The sequence below is a fragment of the Pullulanibacillus sp. KACC 23026 genome (genome assembly GCF_029094525.1).
Taxonomy (GTDB): Bacteria; Bacillota; Bacilli; order Bacillales; family Sporolactobacillaceae; genus KACC-23026.
The window spans coordinates 4,025,106-4,041,849 of the sequence record NZ_CP119107.1 but is presented as its reverse complement, the minus strand read 5'-3'; the positions used below and the strand labels follow the sequence as shown (position 1 = coordinate 4,041,849).

The following is a 16,744-nucleotide window of genomic DNA, read 5'->3' as shown; positions in this document are numbered from 1 at the left end:
TAAAGGATTAGGATAATGGGTCTTTCTGCCCTTTCAAATCTTATAAATCTATCTTACCTGAATTGATGATCGTAATATTGACCGTAATATGTCTCAGCATATTTTGGGAAAAGCCTATATTTCCTTTTGTTTTTTTCCAGAGCGGATTATTCTGCCGATATAAAGTGTTTTCTAATTCTAATAGATCTAAGTTCTTTGTTAGCCCCTTATTATAGGTGAATTGAATTTCTTTCTTGATTTCCTCTTGAATAAGTCGTTTAGGATTTTGCTGATTTTCAAGTTTATTTAATATGGTTGCTTTTCCTTTAATATGAACATCGAATTTAGGCGTGCCGTTCTGGTCATAGGTTTTAATTTTAGGTTTGACTTTCCAGACAGCGACTTCAAATGCCGTATGATGTTTGGAATCATGAACGTTTAGGAGTGTCCGTTCTGTATGGGGGGTTAACCATCTGTATCCAATAAGTGAATCATCTGAGAACCAAGTGTAATATTTCTTATCATGAAACAAAAAGGCACCGTCTATACGGGGTAAAGGGTTTGGTTTTCCCCCACTATACCAGGAGTCCGTAAGCGACAAATTGGGAAGAAATACTGTCCGATTGGTATCACAATATTCTCTGTTGAATTCTAATGTTTCTAAAGGGGTGATACGGTTGTATTGCTTGGAAATCGCTTTAGGTGTATTTTCTATAAGGGTTAAAGGAGAATTATTGAGGACAGGATTTGAATTTAAAATAGACATGATATCGTCTTTGGTCCCAAAAATCCATCCGCTTAGTCTAAAATCTGGATATCTGCGCAATAAATCTAATGTATCATCTAAATGATGCTTAATGGCGGATTCAGAAAGAATAAAAGTATTAACATGACTAAAGACAATATTCTGTTGAGACATCCTTTTTGCATCTCTAATGGCATCAAAAAGAGTCTGACCAGATCCAGTTAAAATCCAGATAGGAACAGCTTCTGTTGGTTTTCCTTGTTCGGTTTTTGCGATAGTTGAAAAATCTAACAATTTTAGATAAGTTATATATTTATTATCTTGATAATCGATTCCGACCGATGCAACATAGTATATATCTTGTATCACCTTTTGATCCCAGCACCCTGTAAGAAAGATACTTGAACATAACAATAAAAAAAGGGTTTTTTTAGTTGTCATTCTTTCCCCTCTTTCTGTTAATTGAGTTGGATTTTGTGATGCGGCTCGGTTTTTCATCATCATAAATAGAGGGTTTCGAAAACATGGCCGATATAAGTTCACGAGGGTTTAATGGTGAAACGGGTGATAAATAAGGGACACCAAATGACTTCATATTTGTTACATAAATACAAATTCCAAAAATTGAAAGAAAGAAACCGAAGAAACCAAAAAAAGATGAAAAAATCATGATGATAAATTTCAATAAAGTTACTGAGTAGGTTAAAGTTGGATTAATCAGAGTAAAGCTGGCAACGGCTGAAACAGCTGTTACGACAAGAATGCCTGGCGAAGTGAGACCAGCACTAATTGCAGCATCACCTATCATAATTCCTCCTACAACCGCGACTGTTTGGCCAACAGCTTTGGGTAATCGAAGTCCTGCTTCGCGGAATAATTCAAACATAATCTGCATAAGAAAAGTTTCAAAAGCGGATGAGTAGGGAATCCCATATCGCCCCATTGAGATCGTTGCTAACAGTGGAACAGGCAATTGTTCAGGATGAAAAGAAGTAAGGGCAATCCAAGCACCCGGAATTAACAGGGCAACTATAAAAGCAATAGTCCGTAGAAATCTTTGCAACGAAACGATGAAAAAGGGGAAATAAGAATCTTCGGCTGATTTTATTAACTCCATAAAACCAGTTGGTCCAACAGTTGCGCTTGGAACACCGTCCATCAAAATAACAAAACGACTATTTATCAAACAGCCCATTGCCAATTCGGGACGTTGAGTGGTATCCGTCACTGGAAATATGCTAAAAGTACGATCTGATATCGCCTCTTTGAGCATTGCATGTGTTAGGGCCTCTCTATTAATGCCTTTCAATCTTTTGCGCACTTCTTTTAGAATTTCTGGGTTAATAAGATCTTCTAAATAAAGAAGTCCGACCTTCGTCCGTGATCGACTACCGATTACAAATTCTTCGTAGTATAAAGTATTCGTTCGTAGGCGTTTCCGGATGAGCGCCAAATTTGTCCGAAGATCTTCAGTAAATGAATCCTTTGCTCCTACAATTGTGACTTCCTCATTGGACTCTTCCGGAGTACGATTTGGAAAAGCGGCCATATCTAAACTAAAAAGATTCCTGTCCCTTTCAATATAAAATACTATTTTACCGTCAAATACCTCATCAACCAATTTTGAACAGTCACTAGATTCCAATTGCCTGATATTTAGTAAATTGCTTTCATTAAGCTGAATGGATACAGAAGCTTTTTTTTTGATTGCCATTTTTTCTAAAGCTGGCAAGACAATTTGGTTGATGTCCTTTCCATCTACCAATGTCTCGCAGTAAATCATAATAATTTTATTCTCAGCAATGGAGTCACCAAAAGAATGGGTATTAACTTTGACATCATGGCACCCCTTAAATAATTTACTGAAATTGGGAGTTTCTATCGGCTTCATGGACTATCCCTCTGACTTTCTTTTAAAGATGGTTAAGGCGGTTAAAAGAACAGTTGCTCCCCCAAAAACAATTACTATCAAAATGGTATAGTAGTTCGTTATGAGAGATAAAATAATTTCTTGATTTATTGGTAACATGGCAAAGGCTATAAAAATTAAATACACAACAGCTAGAAAATAAGCTTTAACTTTTTTGGATTGAATGTTAAATAAATCCATTGCTAAAAAACCTAATAGGGAAATTCTAACGAATGCTCCTGATAACCATTGAAATATAGCAAAGAAATCAATATGTGAAATATATTTACCAATTGTGGCAATACGCCATAATTCGAAGGCAGGATATATCTGCTTGGATGCCTCTTCAGGGCCAAATACAGAGATCGCTCCTAACAGAGGACCAATGGTTATTCCGATTAGAAATACACTTAAAATAGCTAAATGAATTAATCTAATCCTTTTTAAGAGATGTTGTTGAAATAATAAGACAAGAAACAGCTCCATTAATCCCCCAAGTGTTAAAAAGGCACTGTGCCAAACGGGAATCATTCCGTTTTCAAAAGAGGGCCATACGTATGTGTAATTTTTATTGGGGATGTTAGTGAGCATAATACCAAAGCCCAAAATGATGACTAATGGTCCAAGTATCCCGGCCGTGTAGGCGATATTCCGAATACCTAATAGGCAGGTCGAATAACAGAGTAAAGCTAAGAATAAGGCTAAAGCTAAAGGGGGCGTATAGGGTAAATAACTTGCAATGGACCAGGAAATTGTATCCTTGAAAGTCACGCAGTTCATGATAAAAATACAAGCGGCAATAGGAATTATTAAAAGATAATGAATTCCCTTCCCAAACTTTTGGATAAGCCATGAAGAGATCGACATCCCATTTGTAGATTTAGAGATAAACCAAAATATAAGAATTAAAAGCGGTATAAGCAGTGAAGCCATTAGAACGCCAATCCATGCATCTCTCCCTCCGGCTTTTAATAGAAGAGGAGTTAAAATGACATGGTTATAAAGGCCGGAACTAAGCAACATCATAAACAGGGCGTTATATAAACCAATAGTACGTTCGGTCTTATTCAAATTCTTTCCCTCGCATTTAGATAGACTTGTTCTTAACTTTTCCTTTATAGAAACGGACTATTCTTAAGAGAGCACTTTGAGAAAGGAGTGAAGAGGGACAATAGCTAATAGAGGGATAACCATTCACTTTATTCCTTAATCGAGAAGCCATTTAACTTCTATATAAATCTTTGGGAAAGACATAACTGCCTCATAAAACCAAACTACAGGAGCATACAGAGGTTTAGACTTGAAATTCTTGTGAATCCTAAGTTTATAAAAAGGAATCAAGGAGGAACAGTCGGCAATGCTTGTATATAATGAATCGACTGGTGAAATTGAAGAGAGACAAGAAGCGGGAGTCCCAATTAAAGATGGGGCAGTTTGGATCTGTTTAAACTTAGAAGAGCATGACCGACTCCCGAGTTTTCTGGAACAAACCATTCATCCGCATATAAAAAAGAAACTTTTCGACCTTGAATCTATTCCGACGTTGGCCCAATTAAAGAATCAACTGTTTTTTTCATTGACTGCCATTGGAAAGGATTTGACTCCAATCAATTGTACAATTTTAGTAATCGAAAACTATGTTGTGACAATCCTAAAAAGTAATCTGTTTAATTTGTTTTCTAAAATCAAAGAAAGCTTTATAGAAACTCCTGAGAGCATGACCAATCCTTTTAAAATCCTTTATCATATTCTGAATGCCTTTTTCATGTTGTATTTACAACAAGTGGATACCATTGCAGATAAGTTCCAAGACCTTGAAGGACAGGTGTTTAAGTGGCCATTTGAAAATGACATAGCTAGGCAAGTCTATCGAATGAAACAACATCTGCACCGTTTTCGGCAAATAATTGAACCTCTTGATGCCCTTATAACAAAAATGGAGGATCCCGACTTCCCCTATAAAGATGAAGATATCAGTTTCTATTCACAGGATCTAAGAAATAGTTACAATCGAATTGTACAAGCGCTTGATCAATTTTCGGGAAGTTTTGATGGGATTTTTAATCTGCAAATGTCACTTAAAGCAGACCATACAAACACCATTGTTAAAACTTTAACTTTATTCAGTGTTATCTTTATCCCAATGACGTTTATAGCGGGACTTTACGGGATGAACTTTAAGTATATGCCGGAATTAAATTGGTCCTTTGGGTATTTTTATGCTCTAATTCTCATGTTTGGAGTAGGCGCTTTATTGGCCTTTTATTTTTATTTAAAAGGCTGGTGGGGGAGATCCAAAAAACAGAAATAACCAACAGAAGTCTATTAAAAGAGATGGCCTTGAGGAGAATGGACATTGAATTAGAAATAAAATTTTAAAGACATTTTGTGTAAAACAGAGTTATTTTTGGCCCTTATGAAGATTGGTAGAAATCAGTTTCTCGTTGGAGGAGAATGCGTGAAGCTGTTGGATTAAATAAATTTAAGAAAAGAGAGTGATATCCCAGGAATAGAAATGGGAGTGAATAAGGTGTTTGGAAGACAGCACATTTATAAGTAACATTTAAGTTGGATTTTTATGAAAAGCTAGAGTGAGCTTTCCAATTTACAATATACCTATACGGGTATATAATACCAAAGTGTCAAGCACAGGATGGAGGTCGCCAATGATGATTGCAGTCTTTATAATACTTGCAATCATTGGAGGATCCCTATTTTGTCTACTTATTCCAAAGCGATCTCTACCCGCATGGACGATTGAAAAGATCCACAAAAATAACAAAATGTTGCTATTGGATCTTAGGGATTACAATGTTTTTATAAGTCACCTTTAAAAGGGGGCCAGTAATATCCCCTCTCCCTATATAAAAAGGGAGTATTCAGAGGTTCCGAATCAAGATCTTGTTAATGCAGTAGAGCAACGAATTTTACAAAGAAAGGGATTAAATAGGGGCGGAGTTATTAGGAGTGAGAAAACGATTGAATCCCTGACAATGCGAAGGTTAAGGAGGTGAACTTATTATGCCGACATGGCTAAACATTGTGATTATAGCGCTGATTGTCTTGTTCCTAGTAAAACGGATAATGCCAGTAAAGGGAGTAAAGTCGATATCGACGACCGATTTAAAAGGTCTATTGAAAGACGTAAATAAGCAATTTATTGATGTTAGAACGCCTGGAGAATTCAAGGCTAAGCATATTCGGGAATTTCAAAATATGCCATTGAACACACTTGGACAACAGGCGCAGCAGGTTTTATCTAAAGACAAAGAAGTCATCGTCATTTGCCAAAGTGGTATGCGGAGCAGCCAAGCCAGTAAACTGCTCAAAAAAATGGGATTTGAAAAAGTAACCAATGTAAGAGGTGGCATGAGTGCTTGGCTATAAATTGGATAAACTAGGATAGAAAGGAGACGTGATCGATGATATCAACTCATGGCCAACGTCTTAATCCAGGACACGAGGCTAAACTTTTAAGTGATCACAGATAAGAAATACCTACTCCTAAGCCAATTCTTGAACAACTCGCTATTAAAGAAGGTAACGTTTGTGATTTGGGAGCGGGCAGGAGTTCACTTTTTTAGGTTGACACACATACCCTGTGGGGTATAAAATAACAACATAAAGGGTGAGGGGGGAGAGAATGAATTACGATGAAAAAGTAAAAAACAGAATGCGTCGTATCGAGGGGCAGGTCAAAGGAATTATTAGAATGATGGAAGAAGAAAAAGACTGCAAAGACCTGGTTACTCAAATGGCAGCCGTGCGATCTGCTTTAGATCGAGCGATTGGAGTGATTGTCAGTTCTAACCTTGAAGCCTGTGTACGTGAGCAAGTTGAAAAGGGCGAATCGACTGATGAACTCATTAAAGAGGCTGTTAATCTTCTAGTTAAAAGCCGTTAAAAAATTTTGGGGAAGGTCAGTCCCCCCTATTTTTTTTAATTAGTTATATACCTATACGGGTATTGGTAAAATATTTTGAGAGGGAGCATTATGGATGGTTCAAATAATCTTGCCAGACGATCTATATGAAGCTATTAAACATGGGGAGAATTTAAGTATTGTGGATGTTCGTGAAGATGATGAAGTAGCCCAAGGTATGATCCCGGGTGCCAAACCTATTCGTTTAGGAGATCTCGAAAATCGGCTGAAGGAGTTGGATAAGACGGCCAAACATATCATGGTGTGCCGCTCAGGAGGACGAAGCGCAAAAGCTTGTGAAATCCTACAAAGAGAGGGACTTCAAGCTATAAACTTGGTGGGCGGCATGACAGCCTGGAATGCCAAGTATAGTCAATAACTTTAAAAGGAGGACTATTATGAAAGTCATTCAGACGAATAAGGTATTAGATGCAAAAGGACTGGCCTGTCCAATGCCCATTATACGAACTAAGAAAGCGATTGATCAATTGAAACCCGGTCAAGTCATGGAAGTTCAAGCGACTGACAAAGGGTCAACGGCGGATATCCAAGCTTGGGCCAGAAGTACAGGTCATCACTACATTGGAACACTAGAGGATGGGACTGTTTTAAAGCACTATCTTCGGAAAGCACTTCCTGAGGAAGAAACAACGGAGACCCATCATTCAAATGTCATGGATCTAGACACCTTACGTAAGAAAATCGAAGGGAAAGAAAACATAACGATTTTAGATGTTCGTGAATCAGCCGAGTATGCATTTGGGCACATCCCTGGAGCCAAACATATCCCGTTAGGCGAACTTGAAGAACGCTTTGACGAATTGGAAAAAGATGCTGAAATTTATGTGGTGTGCCGTTCGGGCCACAGAAGTGATAGGGCGTCACAAGCCTTAACCAAAAAAGGCTTTTCTAAAGTAGTAAACGTTATCCCTGGCATGTCAAGCTGGGAAGGTCCAATTGAAAAATAACAATAAAAACATAAAGAATAAATTTGGAGGAATTGAACATGACAAAAGTAGCGATTATTGCAGCAAACGGTGGATTATTTGATGCTTATAAGGTATTTAATATCGCAACAGCTGCCGCAGCATCAGATGCAGAAGTAGGGATTTTCTTTACATTTGAAGGACTTAACCTTATTCATAAAGAAGCGCATAAAAATCTCCCAGTACCAGCAGGCAGAGAGCATTTTATTGAAGGATTTAAACAATCGAACGTCCCCTCTATTGAAGAATTATTAGAGATGGCGAAGGACCTGGGTGTCAAATTAATTGGGTGTCAAATGACAATGGATGTCATGAAGCTTGATCAAGATCAATTTATTGAAGGTATTGAAGTAGGCGGTGCGGCAACATTTATTGAATTTGCGAAGGATGCCAATATTACACTATCCTTCTAAAAATAAAAAGGGGAGGAGATAACGTGACTGTAAAACATATGACAGCTGAAGAATTGTCAAAAATCGTGATGAACAAAGAACGTTTATTCATCTTTGACGTTCGAAATACAGATGAGTTTGATGATTGGAAGATTGAAGGAAAAAACATTGAGATTATCAATGAACCGTATTTCAACCTGCTAGATGGGGTTGATTCAGTTGAGAGCCGATTACCGAAAACGGAGCCAATACTCGTCGTGTGTGCAAAGGGGGGCTCCTCTGAGTTTATAGGGGAACAGCTTGTTGAAGCAGGTTTTGATCAAGTCTATAACCTTGAAGGCGGCATGAAGGCTTGGAGTGAGTATTTACAGCCGGTAAAAATAGCGGATCTAGAAAATGGAGCTCTTTATCAATTTGTGCGTCTTGGAAAAGGGTGTTTATCCTATTTAATAGAGTCTGACGGTGAGGCCGCGGTTATTGATACCGCTCGTACAATAGATACTTATCAAACCTTTGCAAAAGAGCGAGGTTTAACCATTAAGTACACTTTAGATACTCACTTGCATGCCGATCATATCTCAGGTGGCCGTGCGCTAGCTAAAGAAGAAAACGCAGCGTATTATCTCCCGCCAAAGGATGCCGAGGATGTTACCTTTAAATATGAACCGCTTATTGATGGAACTACCCTCACAGTTGGTAAGACGGCGATTAAGGTTCAAGCCTTATACTCTCCAGGTCACACAATAGGAAGTACGTCCTTTATTGTAGAGAACACCCATCTATTAACCGGAGATATTCTTTTTGTTGAATCGATTGGACGTCCAGATTTAGCCGGTAAAGCTGAAGATTGGGTGAGCGACCTTAGGGAAACCCTCTATAAGCGCTATAAAGATCTTTCTGAGGATTTAATCGTACTCCCAGCACACTTTTCAACTAGTCATGAAATGGGTGAAAATGGGTCAGTTACAGCCAAGCTTGGGGACTTATATAAAGAAAATGCGGGCCTTCAAGTCCAGGATCAAGAGGATTTCCGTAGAATGGTAACAGAAAATTTGCCCCCTCAACCAAACAGCTATCAGGAAATCCGACAAATGAATATGGGTAGATTAGAAGCTTCTGAAGAGGAACAACGTGAAATGGAAATTGGACCCAACCGTTGTGCTGTGCATTAAACAGGGAGATCCACTTCATGAAAGGGGTAAATCCTATTGAACTTATTAGCGGATAAGGTGTTAGATGTAAAAGAGCTAGCTTGCCCTATGCCCATTATCCGAACCAGAAAAGCAATGGATGAGCTTGCCGCAGGACAATTAATTGAAGTTCATGCAACTGATAAAGGTGCAAAGAGTGATCTGGTAGCTTGGGCCCGTTTTGGTGGACATGATCTGCTTGAAACAGATAGAAGAAGGAAACGTTCTTAAGTTTTGGATTAAAAAAGCATAGAGATTTTGAGAACCTCTAGAGAAGTCTAGGGGTTCTCACATTCTTCGAGAGGAGGGCAACCCTTGCTATCATTTTCTTATCTGGTTATATTGTTTGTTTTAGGATTTATTGGGTCATTTCTTTCAGGAATGCTTGGCGTCGGGGGTGCCATCATTAATTATCCGATGCTGCTTTATATTCCACCACTTTTGGGGTTTGCTGCCTTAACTGCCCATAGTGTCTCAGGGATCGTAGCTGTTCAAGTCTTTTTTGCAACCCTCACAGGAGTTTTTGCCTATCGGAAAAGCCGTTATTTAAATAAAGGTCTTATCATGTATATGGGAATAAGTATTTTAATTGGAAGTTTGCTTGGTGGAGTAGGGTCAAGATGGGTTTCTAATGCAGTTGAAGACCTTGTTTATGGGATTCTAGCCCTGCTTGCCGTTATCTTAATCTTTATTCCACGAAAAGAAGAGAGGAATCTAGATGAGCCACATAATTTCAATCGCTTTTGGGCCATCATCCTATCCTTCTTGGTAGGCGTCAGTGCAGGAATAGTTGGGGCTGGAGGAGCCTTTCTCTTAGTTCCGATAATGCTAACGGTTCTTAAAATTCCGCTGCGAGTTACAATTGCCACATCGCTTGCTGTTACCTTTATTTCCTCCATTGGGTCCACTTTTGGAAAATTAGTCTCGCATCAAGTGCTGTTTATCCCAGCACTTATAGTGGTACTTGCGAGTATTATTGCGTCACCACTAGGAGCGATGCTTGGGCAACGTCTAAATGCGAAGGTGTTAAAGGGGATACTTGCGTTTTTAATTGTCATGACCGCAATAAAGGTATGGAGCAGTATATTGTGAGTAGTGTTAGGTGGTCTATTTGAAAGATTAATAAATGGCGGCTAATTTCAGATTTTGACAGTTATTTCTATTTCATTTAATTGAAATGTGAGGGTTAACGGGTTTATTTGCAGTGATTCACTGAAGTTGAAAGTGAACGGTCTATCATTTTCTTATTATTTCAAAATAAGGGTTGAAGATTGCTTGCGAGTTTGTTAGACTAAAAGAAATTAAAAGGCAATGTGTTACTGGCGAACACGGATCACCGTGAGGGAGCGCATTGTATCGAGGCCGTTCGCCTGGGCAGAGGTAAGGGATTCTATCCCTTGCCTCTTTGTGTTTTTAAGGGGAATTTGAGCTTGAGATTGTGAAAAACCAATAAGGAGGAATGAATGGCCATGTCTACTTCAACTTTAGAAAAGAAAACGTTAGGGCAAATTAAAGTGTTAAATAAGATCTCCGAAAAGGGCTTAAAAGTATTTAAGGAGCAGTATGAGGTCTCCAATGTGAGCCAAAATCCGGATGGAATCCTTGTTCGCAGTCATGAGATGCATACCATGGAATTTGGAACGCATCTAAAAGCTATAGCCAGAGCTGGAGCAGGGGTCAATAATATCCCTGTCCAACTCTGTACTGATAAAGGCATTGTGGTCTTTAACACCCCAGGAGCGAATGCCAATGCTGTCAAAGAGCTTGTTTTGGCCTCATTAATAAATGCCTCTCGAAATCTTTATGAGGCCGTAACTTGGACTCAGAACTTAACAGGTGATGGTCATGAATTGGCAAAGCAGGTTGAAGAAGGAAAGAAACAGTTTGTTGGAACTGAACTGGAAGGTAAAACTCTTGGTGTTATTGGTTTAGGGGCTATCGGGGCGCTTGTCGCTAACAATGCCCTGAACTTAGGGATGGATGTCGTTGGCTTTGATCCGTTCATCTCTGTAGATCTTGCTTGGAATTTATCTCGGGATGTCGGGCGGGCGATGAGCATTGACCAACTCTTTGAAGAGGCGGATTATATAACCGTTCATGTGCCATTAAATGATCAGACAAGAGATATGTTCAATGAAGAGGCCTTTAACAAGATGAAGCCTGGTGTCACGATTTTAAACTTTTCTCGCGGTGAGCTTGTTAACGAAACGGATCTGGCCGTGGTTCTAGAAAGTGGAAAAGTCAACAAGTATGTGACAGATTTCCCGAATGAACATGTACTCAACATGAAGCATGCTTTTGCAACGCCTCATTTGGGGGCTTCGACCATCGAATCTGAGGAAAACTGTGCGGTAATGGCGAGCCGCCAATTGAAGGAATTCTTAGAGACAGGTAACATTAAAAACTCCGTCAATTTTCCAAACGTTACACTTCCTTATACGGGAAAGCGCCGAATAACGGTTTTTCATGATAACATTCCGAATATGGTCAGCCATATCACGGCTATCTTAGCGGCTTATCAATTTAATATTACAGATATGGTCAATAAAAACCGTGGAACGATCGCTTATACGCTTATTGACATTGATAATGAATTAAATGGAGCAACTGTTCAAGAATTGGAAGGGGAAATTAACCAAATTCAAGGAATCATAAGAACCCGTATTATTTAAACCCGGTTGCTTGAATGTTACTGAAACTAAAGAGATGGGGATCTAGTCCTTGCAAGTTCAGTTCTTGAATAGAGAAACACCGATCATATACCAATTCGTAGTTAAAATCACAATAAACTTTACACAAGAAAACGCACAGTGATTGGTTCACTGATGCGTTTTTCTTGTGTTTTCGGATCGTTTATTTGAATTGACATTGAATCGTATTTAGGATCAAATTCTTTAAGTCGTTTACACGATTAGGCGTATTAGGAGTGGAATGGTTTAACATATCGCATAGTGCCACTAAATCTTCTAGCTTAGATAAGAGTTTCCAATTATCATTGAGGGTTACTCCATTTTCTTGGTAGCCTCGGATAAAATGGGTTTCAAAAATAGACGCTGCTTCTTCATATCGTAACATATTGCCAATATCTGCGTATCGGTTCCAAGAAAAGGCATCTTCCCAGTCTAAAACAGCAGAGACTGAATAGCCATTTCCTTTCTGTTGAACTAATAGGTTTAAACCATTGTAATCTGAATGAACGAGGACAGGGGATTCTTGGTTTTCAGTTAATAAGGAACTGTACGTTTGGCAAAAGGACCAAACTTTTCGTGTGTATGTTTCCCCAAGATATAATCCGCAATTGTTATGTAAACACTCATCTATAACCGATAAAAATCGGTCACCATCCATTCTGAAAGGCTCCTTGATTTTGAGACTTTTTCCGAAAAACCCCGAATTATTAAATGTAAATCGGTGTATGTCAGCAAGCACTTTACCAGTTGATTCAGCAGATGAAGCGATGTCCTCACGTGTTCCTTGTCTGATCACATTCCACAGAAGTTGACCATCTTTCCATTCTAAAATAGACCAAGGATGGTCCACTTTACTGCAGCTAGTATCGGAGACGATGAAGTTGGCGATAGGGATATGTCTGCTAATTAAATGGGCAATCTCTAATTCCTTAGATGCCACCTCCTTAGTTCCTCTATATAGTCGGAAAACAAAAGGTTGTGGGGTGTTATTAAAATATATTTTATAGTTGGAATTACTTAGTCCAACGCCAATTCGCTCAGAATAGATCACCCGTTTATTTGGAAAAGCTTCTTCGATAATGTCGTTTATTTGTGCAGAGTTCAAGGAAGGAGGAGAATTCAGACGTTCCCAATTGTCTTTCATAGTATGGCTCCTTTACTAGAAATATAGACTTCTAATCTAAGTCGATTATAAATTAAGATAGCCTCATAAGAAACGCTATAAAATTTTTTAACCATTAAAAGGAACTTGGTGATATGCTAAAAATATAGAATTTTCGGTTGTTTAATTTGATATTATGCAGAGGTGAAGAAGAATGAATCATCCACTAAGAGGTAGAAGAAATTTATTACTCAAGTAGTGATGCTGGAGTTGAAGATCGTATGAAAGATTGCGCCTTTTTTCTTAAGGTGCCAACGGTCAAATTTGCTTGCAGATAATTAATACTTCAAAAAAGGGAAAAGTTATAAAAATTATAATAAATCTATTCTGGATTATGGTATAATTTGGTATCATCTTGCTTTTTATTACTTTTTATAATTTCGAAATAATTAAGAAGACCAAAATAACCAAATATTGGAGGTTATACCAAGGCTCTCAAAAGGGCATGGGTTAAGCAGGGAATACAAAGTGTGTTGGTGAGGGGAGTATGGCATGCGTTTTCGAGAGTTTCATCCAAATGTTAAATTAAGAATTATTATAGGCTTTTTTAGCGGTATTGTAGGGAGTATGATCTTTCCCTTTATGACCATTTATTTTGCGGATCATTTTGGGGCAAAGTTAACAGGAATCCTGCTTATTTTAAATATTTTAGTCGGTGTACTGGTTGGCTTTTATGGCGGCTATTTATCGGATGTTATGGGTAGAAAGAAACTGATGGTGATTGCTGAAGTCATGATGTCGTTTGTCTTGATCATTGGAACTCTTGCTAATTCACCTTGGTTCACATCGCCGATCCTTACTTTCTTTATGTTTTTAATGGGGAGTGTGTGTTGGGGGATTGAAGGACCCGCTACAGATGCGATGTTTATTGACATAAGTAAACCAGAGGAACGCAAATCCATGTACGCGATTATGTATTGGTCCTCCAATCTTTCTGTCGCGGTTGGGGGGGCTGTAGGAGCCTTTCTATTTGAAAAGTACCTGTTTCAGTTACTCTTAGCAATGGCTATTATCTCTGTTTTGACCACCATTGCTGTGATTTTTTTTATTGAAGAAAGTTATGTCCCGCCAGAGCATATGAAAGAAAAACATAAGGAGACAAAGATTTTAACCAATATTTTTCAAAGTTACAAGACGGTTGCAACAGACAAGCTCTTTATTTTGTTTGTTATAGCAGGGTTGTTTGTTCAAAGCCTGGAATTTCAATTAACCGAATATATCGCGGTTCGTCTTCATAAAAGTATGCCAACCCAACATGTCTTGTTTTGGTCAATGGACGGGCTTAAAATGACGGGTATCTTAAGAACGGAGAATACACTGTTAGTTGTTCTTTTAGCAGCATTGATTGCCAAAATCATTCAAAAATATAAAGATAAAAATGTGTTTCTAATCTCCATTGTTCTATTTACAATCGGCTATACCTCCATCAGTTATTTTAATAACGTCTGGATCTTACTAGCCGCCATGGTGATTTCAACAGTAGGTGAACTTATGAGAGTCCCTGTTCAACAAAATTACTTAGCCAGCATTCCACCTGATGATAAAAGAAGCAGCTATATGGCCGTCAACGCCTTTACTTATCAAGGCGCTAGTATTCTCGCATCGATTTCCGTCACATTAGGGGCTTACCTGTCAAAAGGGGAAATGAGCGTCTTTTTGCTGATAACAGGATTAATTGGATTCCTTCTGATCCAAAAGATCATCCCTGGTCTAGAGAGCAGGGCAAAGGCACACCAACAAGAGGAAAGTGTTTCATAGATAAGAAGAATAACAAGCAACAAAAAAGGGCATGTTTGGCTACCATGGGAGAATGAAGTTTTTCTCCCTTTTTCTGTGTCAGCGGTGATCGTTTCGTTACAGGGTTGGCTAAGAGGAAGCGATTATTGAACAACAGTTGCCGTTCTTTCTTTAAGTAATGGGGCAGTAGAGTTTAAAAACGTAAATGGTGGGGAGCGGAGGGTGTACGTCGATTGGCACCACTATCGAATGTAGTTGTTATTATCGATGTTTTATCGTTTACAACTTGTGTTGAAATTGCTTGTTCTAGAGAAGCATTGGTATTTCCATATCGCTACAAAGACAAGTCTGCCGATAGATTTGCCAATTCAGTTAATGCCCTATTAGCTAAAGAACGTGGTCAAATCCCATCTCTTTCTCCCAATTCTTTGTTAGAATTAACCCCAAAATCACGTATCGTATTACCGTCTCCAAATGGTTCAACATGTACAGTTATTGCGAGAGAATCTAATGTTTGTACGATTGCCGGATGTCTAAGGAATGCCTTCGCCGTTTCTAACTATATAAAGATGAATTATCCAAGCAAAGTTGTCAGTGTAGTTGCATGTGGTGAACAGTGGTCTAATGGTACGTTAAGACCAGCTATTGAAGATTGGATTGGAGTGGGAGCCATTCTTAGTCAATTTGAACAATCAACTCTTTCTTCAGAAGCCAAGGTTGCAGTAAGTGCCTTTAGACATGCAGAACATGACTTGAGAGATGTTTTGATGTCTTGTTCAACGGGGCGTGAACTAACAGAGAAAGGTTTTCCAGAAGATGTTTCGGTTGCAAGCGATCATTTAATAAGGTCAATCATTTTTGTGTTTAAAAGTTTAAATTTACATAAATTTTAGGTGTTATTGCTTTAATACTGGGTATCGTTGCACTAATAGAAATGAAACGTATTAAACAAGAAGGAAGAAAACTAGCAATCACGGGTATCATTTTCTGTAAGGAGTGTAATTTCAATTTTCTTGATGACACTTCTACTTGCAACCAGATATGTCGTTCAATCGGGATGATAAATACAATCTAAAATAGACATTATTTAACTATTGATTCCGGTAGAGGACATTTAATGCAATGATAAAAGACCGAATAGCTAGAAAAAAAATGGATGAAAGTTAAAAGAGGGGATGAAATTATGAAAAAAATAAGTAAACATAAACTTTTAAGTTTCACTCTATTAATCATACTAATTTTGTCGTTTTTTGAATTTCATAGTCCAGATATTGAAGCTGGGGACCATTGGTATGGGTATCCAATTCCTTGGCTTGTCTTTCGTAAGTATGGGGGGATGAGTTTTCCAATAATTAATCTACTTGCAGACATTGCACTTATTTTTTCTGCCCTTAGAATAATAAAAAGACTTTTCATTAATAAAAAAGGATAACTAGAACGAAAGGAAATCTAGTTTTAGTTTTGGGAGTGGAAAATTTGAATAACGCTGTAATTCGTATACTAATTGATGTCCCTATTTTAAAGGTATTGAATTTGATCTACTTGCTTTTTAAAGGCGTTCTCTTTGCCCCCCCAAATAAGTAACAATTTTTCTTGTAATTCAACACGAAGTCCTAGTTCTTCAACCATATTTTTGAAAATTAGAGTTTTGGTCTCCTCTGTATCTACAACCATATTTTTTATTACTTCACTTCTTCCTTTAAATGTTAAAGTAATGTCAACTAATAGCAATCCATAATTATGCTTGATTTTCATGAAAGCCAAATCCCACATCTTGGCGTACTTCAATCACAATATTTTTATTTGCAGTATGATAAACCAGCTCATCACCTTTTGATTTTAAAAGTTCATTCGTTGCTTGCTTATCTGATATAGATTTTATCAATGCAATTTCTCGATGAACTCTTGTCCATTATCTATATGAGACAGCAACACTTTTAATTTAACAAATTGATGCGGGTACAATTGTCTAACCTCTGACCATTTCAAATCTTTCACTGCCTTCTTTTTACCCGTTATTATAACACTCATG

Annotated in this window: 19 protein-coding genes, 1 pseudogene and 1 riboswitch; of the genes and pseudogenes, 14 read left to right on the top strand and 6 right to left on the bottom strand. The window is 38.1% G+C overall.

Annotated elements, in window-relative coordinates; translation table 11 throughout:
• Positions 1–40 precede the first annotated feature (40 nt).
• The 3 genes from PU629_RS18725 to PU629_RS18715 are packed head-to-tail and all read right to left on the bottom strand — an operon-like array spanning position 41 to position 3,704.
• Entirely contained in the window at positions 41–1,165 is a 1,125-nt protein-coding gene (locus PU629_RS18725; RefSeq protein WP_275281546.1) for a Ger(x)C family spore germination protein, read from the bottom strand.
• A complete protein-coding gene (locus PU629_RS18720) occupies positions 1,155–2,615 on the bottom strand; it encodes a spore germination protein (protein ID WP_275281545.1) in 1,461 nt (486 codons plus the stop codon). Before PU629_RS18720 ends, PU629_RS18725 begins: the two co-directional genes overlap by 11 nt.
• Before the next feature lie 3 nt (positions 2,616–2,618).
• The gene (locus tag PU629_RS18715) at positions 2,619–3,704 is read right to left on the bottom strand and encodes an endospore germination permease (protein WP_275281544.1); all 1,086 of its coding nucleotides are present in this window, start codon (positions 3,702–3,704) and stop codon (positions 2,619–2,621) included.
• A gap of 286 nt (positions 3,705–3,990) precedes the next feature.
• Between PU629_RS18715 and PU629_RS18710 the strand changes: the two genes are divergently transcribed.
• The 10 genes and pseudogenes from PU629_RS18710 to PU629_RS18665 all read left to right on the top strand — a co-directional run bounded on the left by PU629_RS18710 (position 3,991) and on the right by PU629_RS18665 (position 11,795).
• A complete protein-coding gene (locus tag PU629_RS18710) occupies positions 3,991–4,944 on the top strand; it encodes a magnesium transporter CorA family protein (protein ID WP_275281543.1) in 954 nt (317 codons plus the stop codon).
• 710 nt (positions 4,945–5,654) lie between these two features.
• Complete coding sequence (locus PU629_RS18705; RefSeq protein ID WP_275281542.1) at positions 5,655–6,020, top strand: rhodanese-like domain-containing protein; 366 nt, start codon at positions 5,655–5,657, stop codon at positions 6,018–6,020.
• A gap of 256 nt (positions 6,021–6,276) precedes the next feature.
• Positions 6,277–6,537 (top strand): metal-sensitive transcriptional regulator, encoded by a 261-nt coding sequence (locus tag PU629_RS18700; protein ID WP_275281541.1) that lies wholly within the window; start codon positions 6,277–6,279, stop codon positions 6,535–6,537.
• Positions 6,538–6,631: 94 nt separating this feature from the next.
• A complete protein-coding gene (locus tag PU629_RS18695; RefSeq protein WP_275281540.1) occupies positions 6,632–6,934 on the top strand; it encodes a rhodanese-like domain-containing protein in 303 nt (100 codons plus the stop codon).
• Positions 6,935–6,953: 19 nt separating this feature from the next.
• Positions 6,954–7,523, top strand: a complete 570-nt coding sequence (locus PU629_RS18690; RefSeq protein WP_275281539.1) for a sulfurtransferase TusA family protein — start codon at positions 6,954–6,956, stop codon at positions 7,521–7,523.
• Between the two features lie 38 nt (positions 7,524–7,561).
• Positions 7,562–7,954, top strand: coding sequence for a DsrE/DsrF/DrsH-like family protein (locus PU629_RS18685; protein WP_275281538.1), 393 nt, complete (start codon positions 7,562–7,564; stop codon positions 7,952–7,954).
• Positions 7,955–7,977: 23 nt separating this feature from the next.
• A complete protein-coding gene (locus PU629_RS18680) occupies positions 7,978–9,105 on the top strand; it encodes an MBL fold metallo-hydrolase (RefSeq protein WP_275281537.1) in 1,128 nt (375 codons plus the stop codon).
• 87 nt (positions 9,106–9,192) lie between these two features.
• A pseudogene (locus PU629_RS18675) lies at positions 9,193–9,376 on the top strand (sulfurtransferase TusA family protein).
• A 62-nt stretch (positions 9,377–9,438) separates the two neighbouring features.
• On the top strand, positions 9,439–10,215 hold the full coding sequence (locus PU629_RS18670; RefSeq protein ID WP_275281536.1) for a sulfite exporter TauE/SafE family protein: 777 nt from the start codon (positions 9,439–9,441) through the stop codon (positions 10,213–10,215).
• Positions 10,216–10,428: 213 nt separating this feature from the next.
• A riboswitch (ZMP/ZTP riboswitch) is annotated at positions 10,429–10,506 on the top strand.
• A gap of 86 nt (positions 10,507–10,592) precedes the next feature.
• Positions 10,593–11,795 (top strand): phosphoglycerate dehydrogenase, encoded by a 1,203-nt coding sequence (locus PU629_RS18665; protein WP_275281535.1) that lies wholly within the window; start codon positions 10,593–10,595, stop codon positions 11,793–11,795.
• A gap of 181 nt (positions 11,796–11,976) precedes the next feature.
• Here the strand turns inward: PU629_RS18665 and PU629_RS18660 are convergent, their stop codons facing one another.
• Positions 11,977–12,957 (bottom strand): phosphotransferase family protein, encoded by a 981-nt coding sequence (locus PU629_RS18660; RefSeq protein ID WP_275281533.1) that lies wholly within the window; start codon positions 12,955–12,957, stop codon positions 11,977–11,979.
• A gap of 510 nt (positions 12,958–13,467) precedes the next feature.
• Between PU629_RS18660 and PU629_RS18655 the strand changes: the two genes are divergently transcribed.
• The 4 genes from PU629_RS18655 (at position 13,468) to PU629_RS18645 (ending at position 16,144) form a co-directional block, all read left to right on the top strand.
• Positions 13,468–14,733: an MDR family MFS transporter gene (locus PU629_RS18655; RefSeq protein ID WP_275281532.1), complete on the top strand. Its 1,266-nt coding sequence runs from the start codon at positions 13,468–13,470 to the stop codon at positions 14,731–14,733.
• Between the two features lie 212 nt (positions 14,734–14,945).
• Positions 14,946–15,605 carry a 2-phosphosulfolactate phosphatase gene (locus tag PU629_RS18650; RefSeq protein ID WP_275281531.1) on the top strand — a complete coding sequence of 220 codons (660 nt, stop codon included), beginning with the start codon at positions 14,946–14,948 and terminating at the stop codon, positions 15,603–15,605.
• Complete coding sequence (locus PU629_RS22640) at positions 15,599–15,787, top strand: DUF4190 domain-containing protein (RefSeq protein WP_481900520.1); 189 nt, start codon at positions 15,599–15,601, stop codon at positions 15,785–15,787. Before PU629_RS18650 ends, PU629_RS22640 begins: the two co-directional genes overlap by 7 nt.
• Before the next feature lie 108 nt (positions 15,788–15,895).
• A complete protein-coding gene (locus tag PU629_RS18645; protein WP_275281530.1) occupies positions 15,896–16,144 on the top strand; it encodes a hypothetical protein in 249 nt (82 codons plus the stop codon).
• Positions 16,145–16,230: 86 nt separating this feature from the next.
• On the opposite strand, the gene PU629_RS18640 is transcribed toward PU629_RS18645, so the two are convergent.
• Positions 16,231–16,467: a hypothetical protein gene (locus PU629_RS18640; RefSeq protein WP_275281529.1), complete on the bottom strand. Its 237-nt coding sequence runs from the start codon at positions 16,465–16,467 to the stop codon at positions 16,231–16,233.
• Positions 16,451–16,597, bottom strand: coding sequence for a hypothetical protein (locus PU629_RS22495; protein ID WP_343076295.1), 147 nt, complete (start codon positions 16,595–16,597; stop codon positions 16,451–16,453). The genes PU629_RS18640 and PU629_RS22495 overlap by 17 nt, the downstream gene beginning before the upstream one ends.
• Between the last annotated feature and the right edge of the window lie 147 nt (positions 16,598–16,744).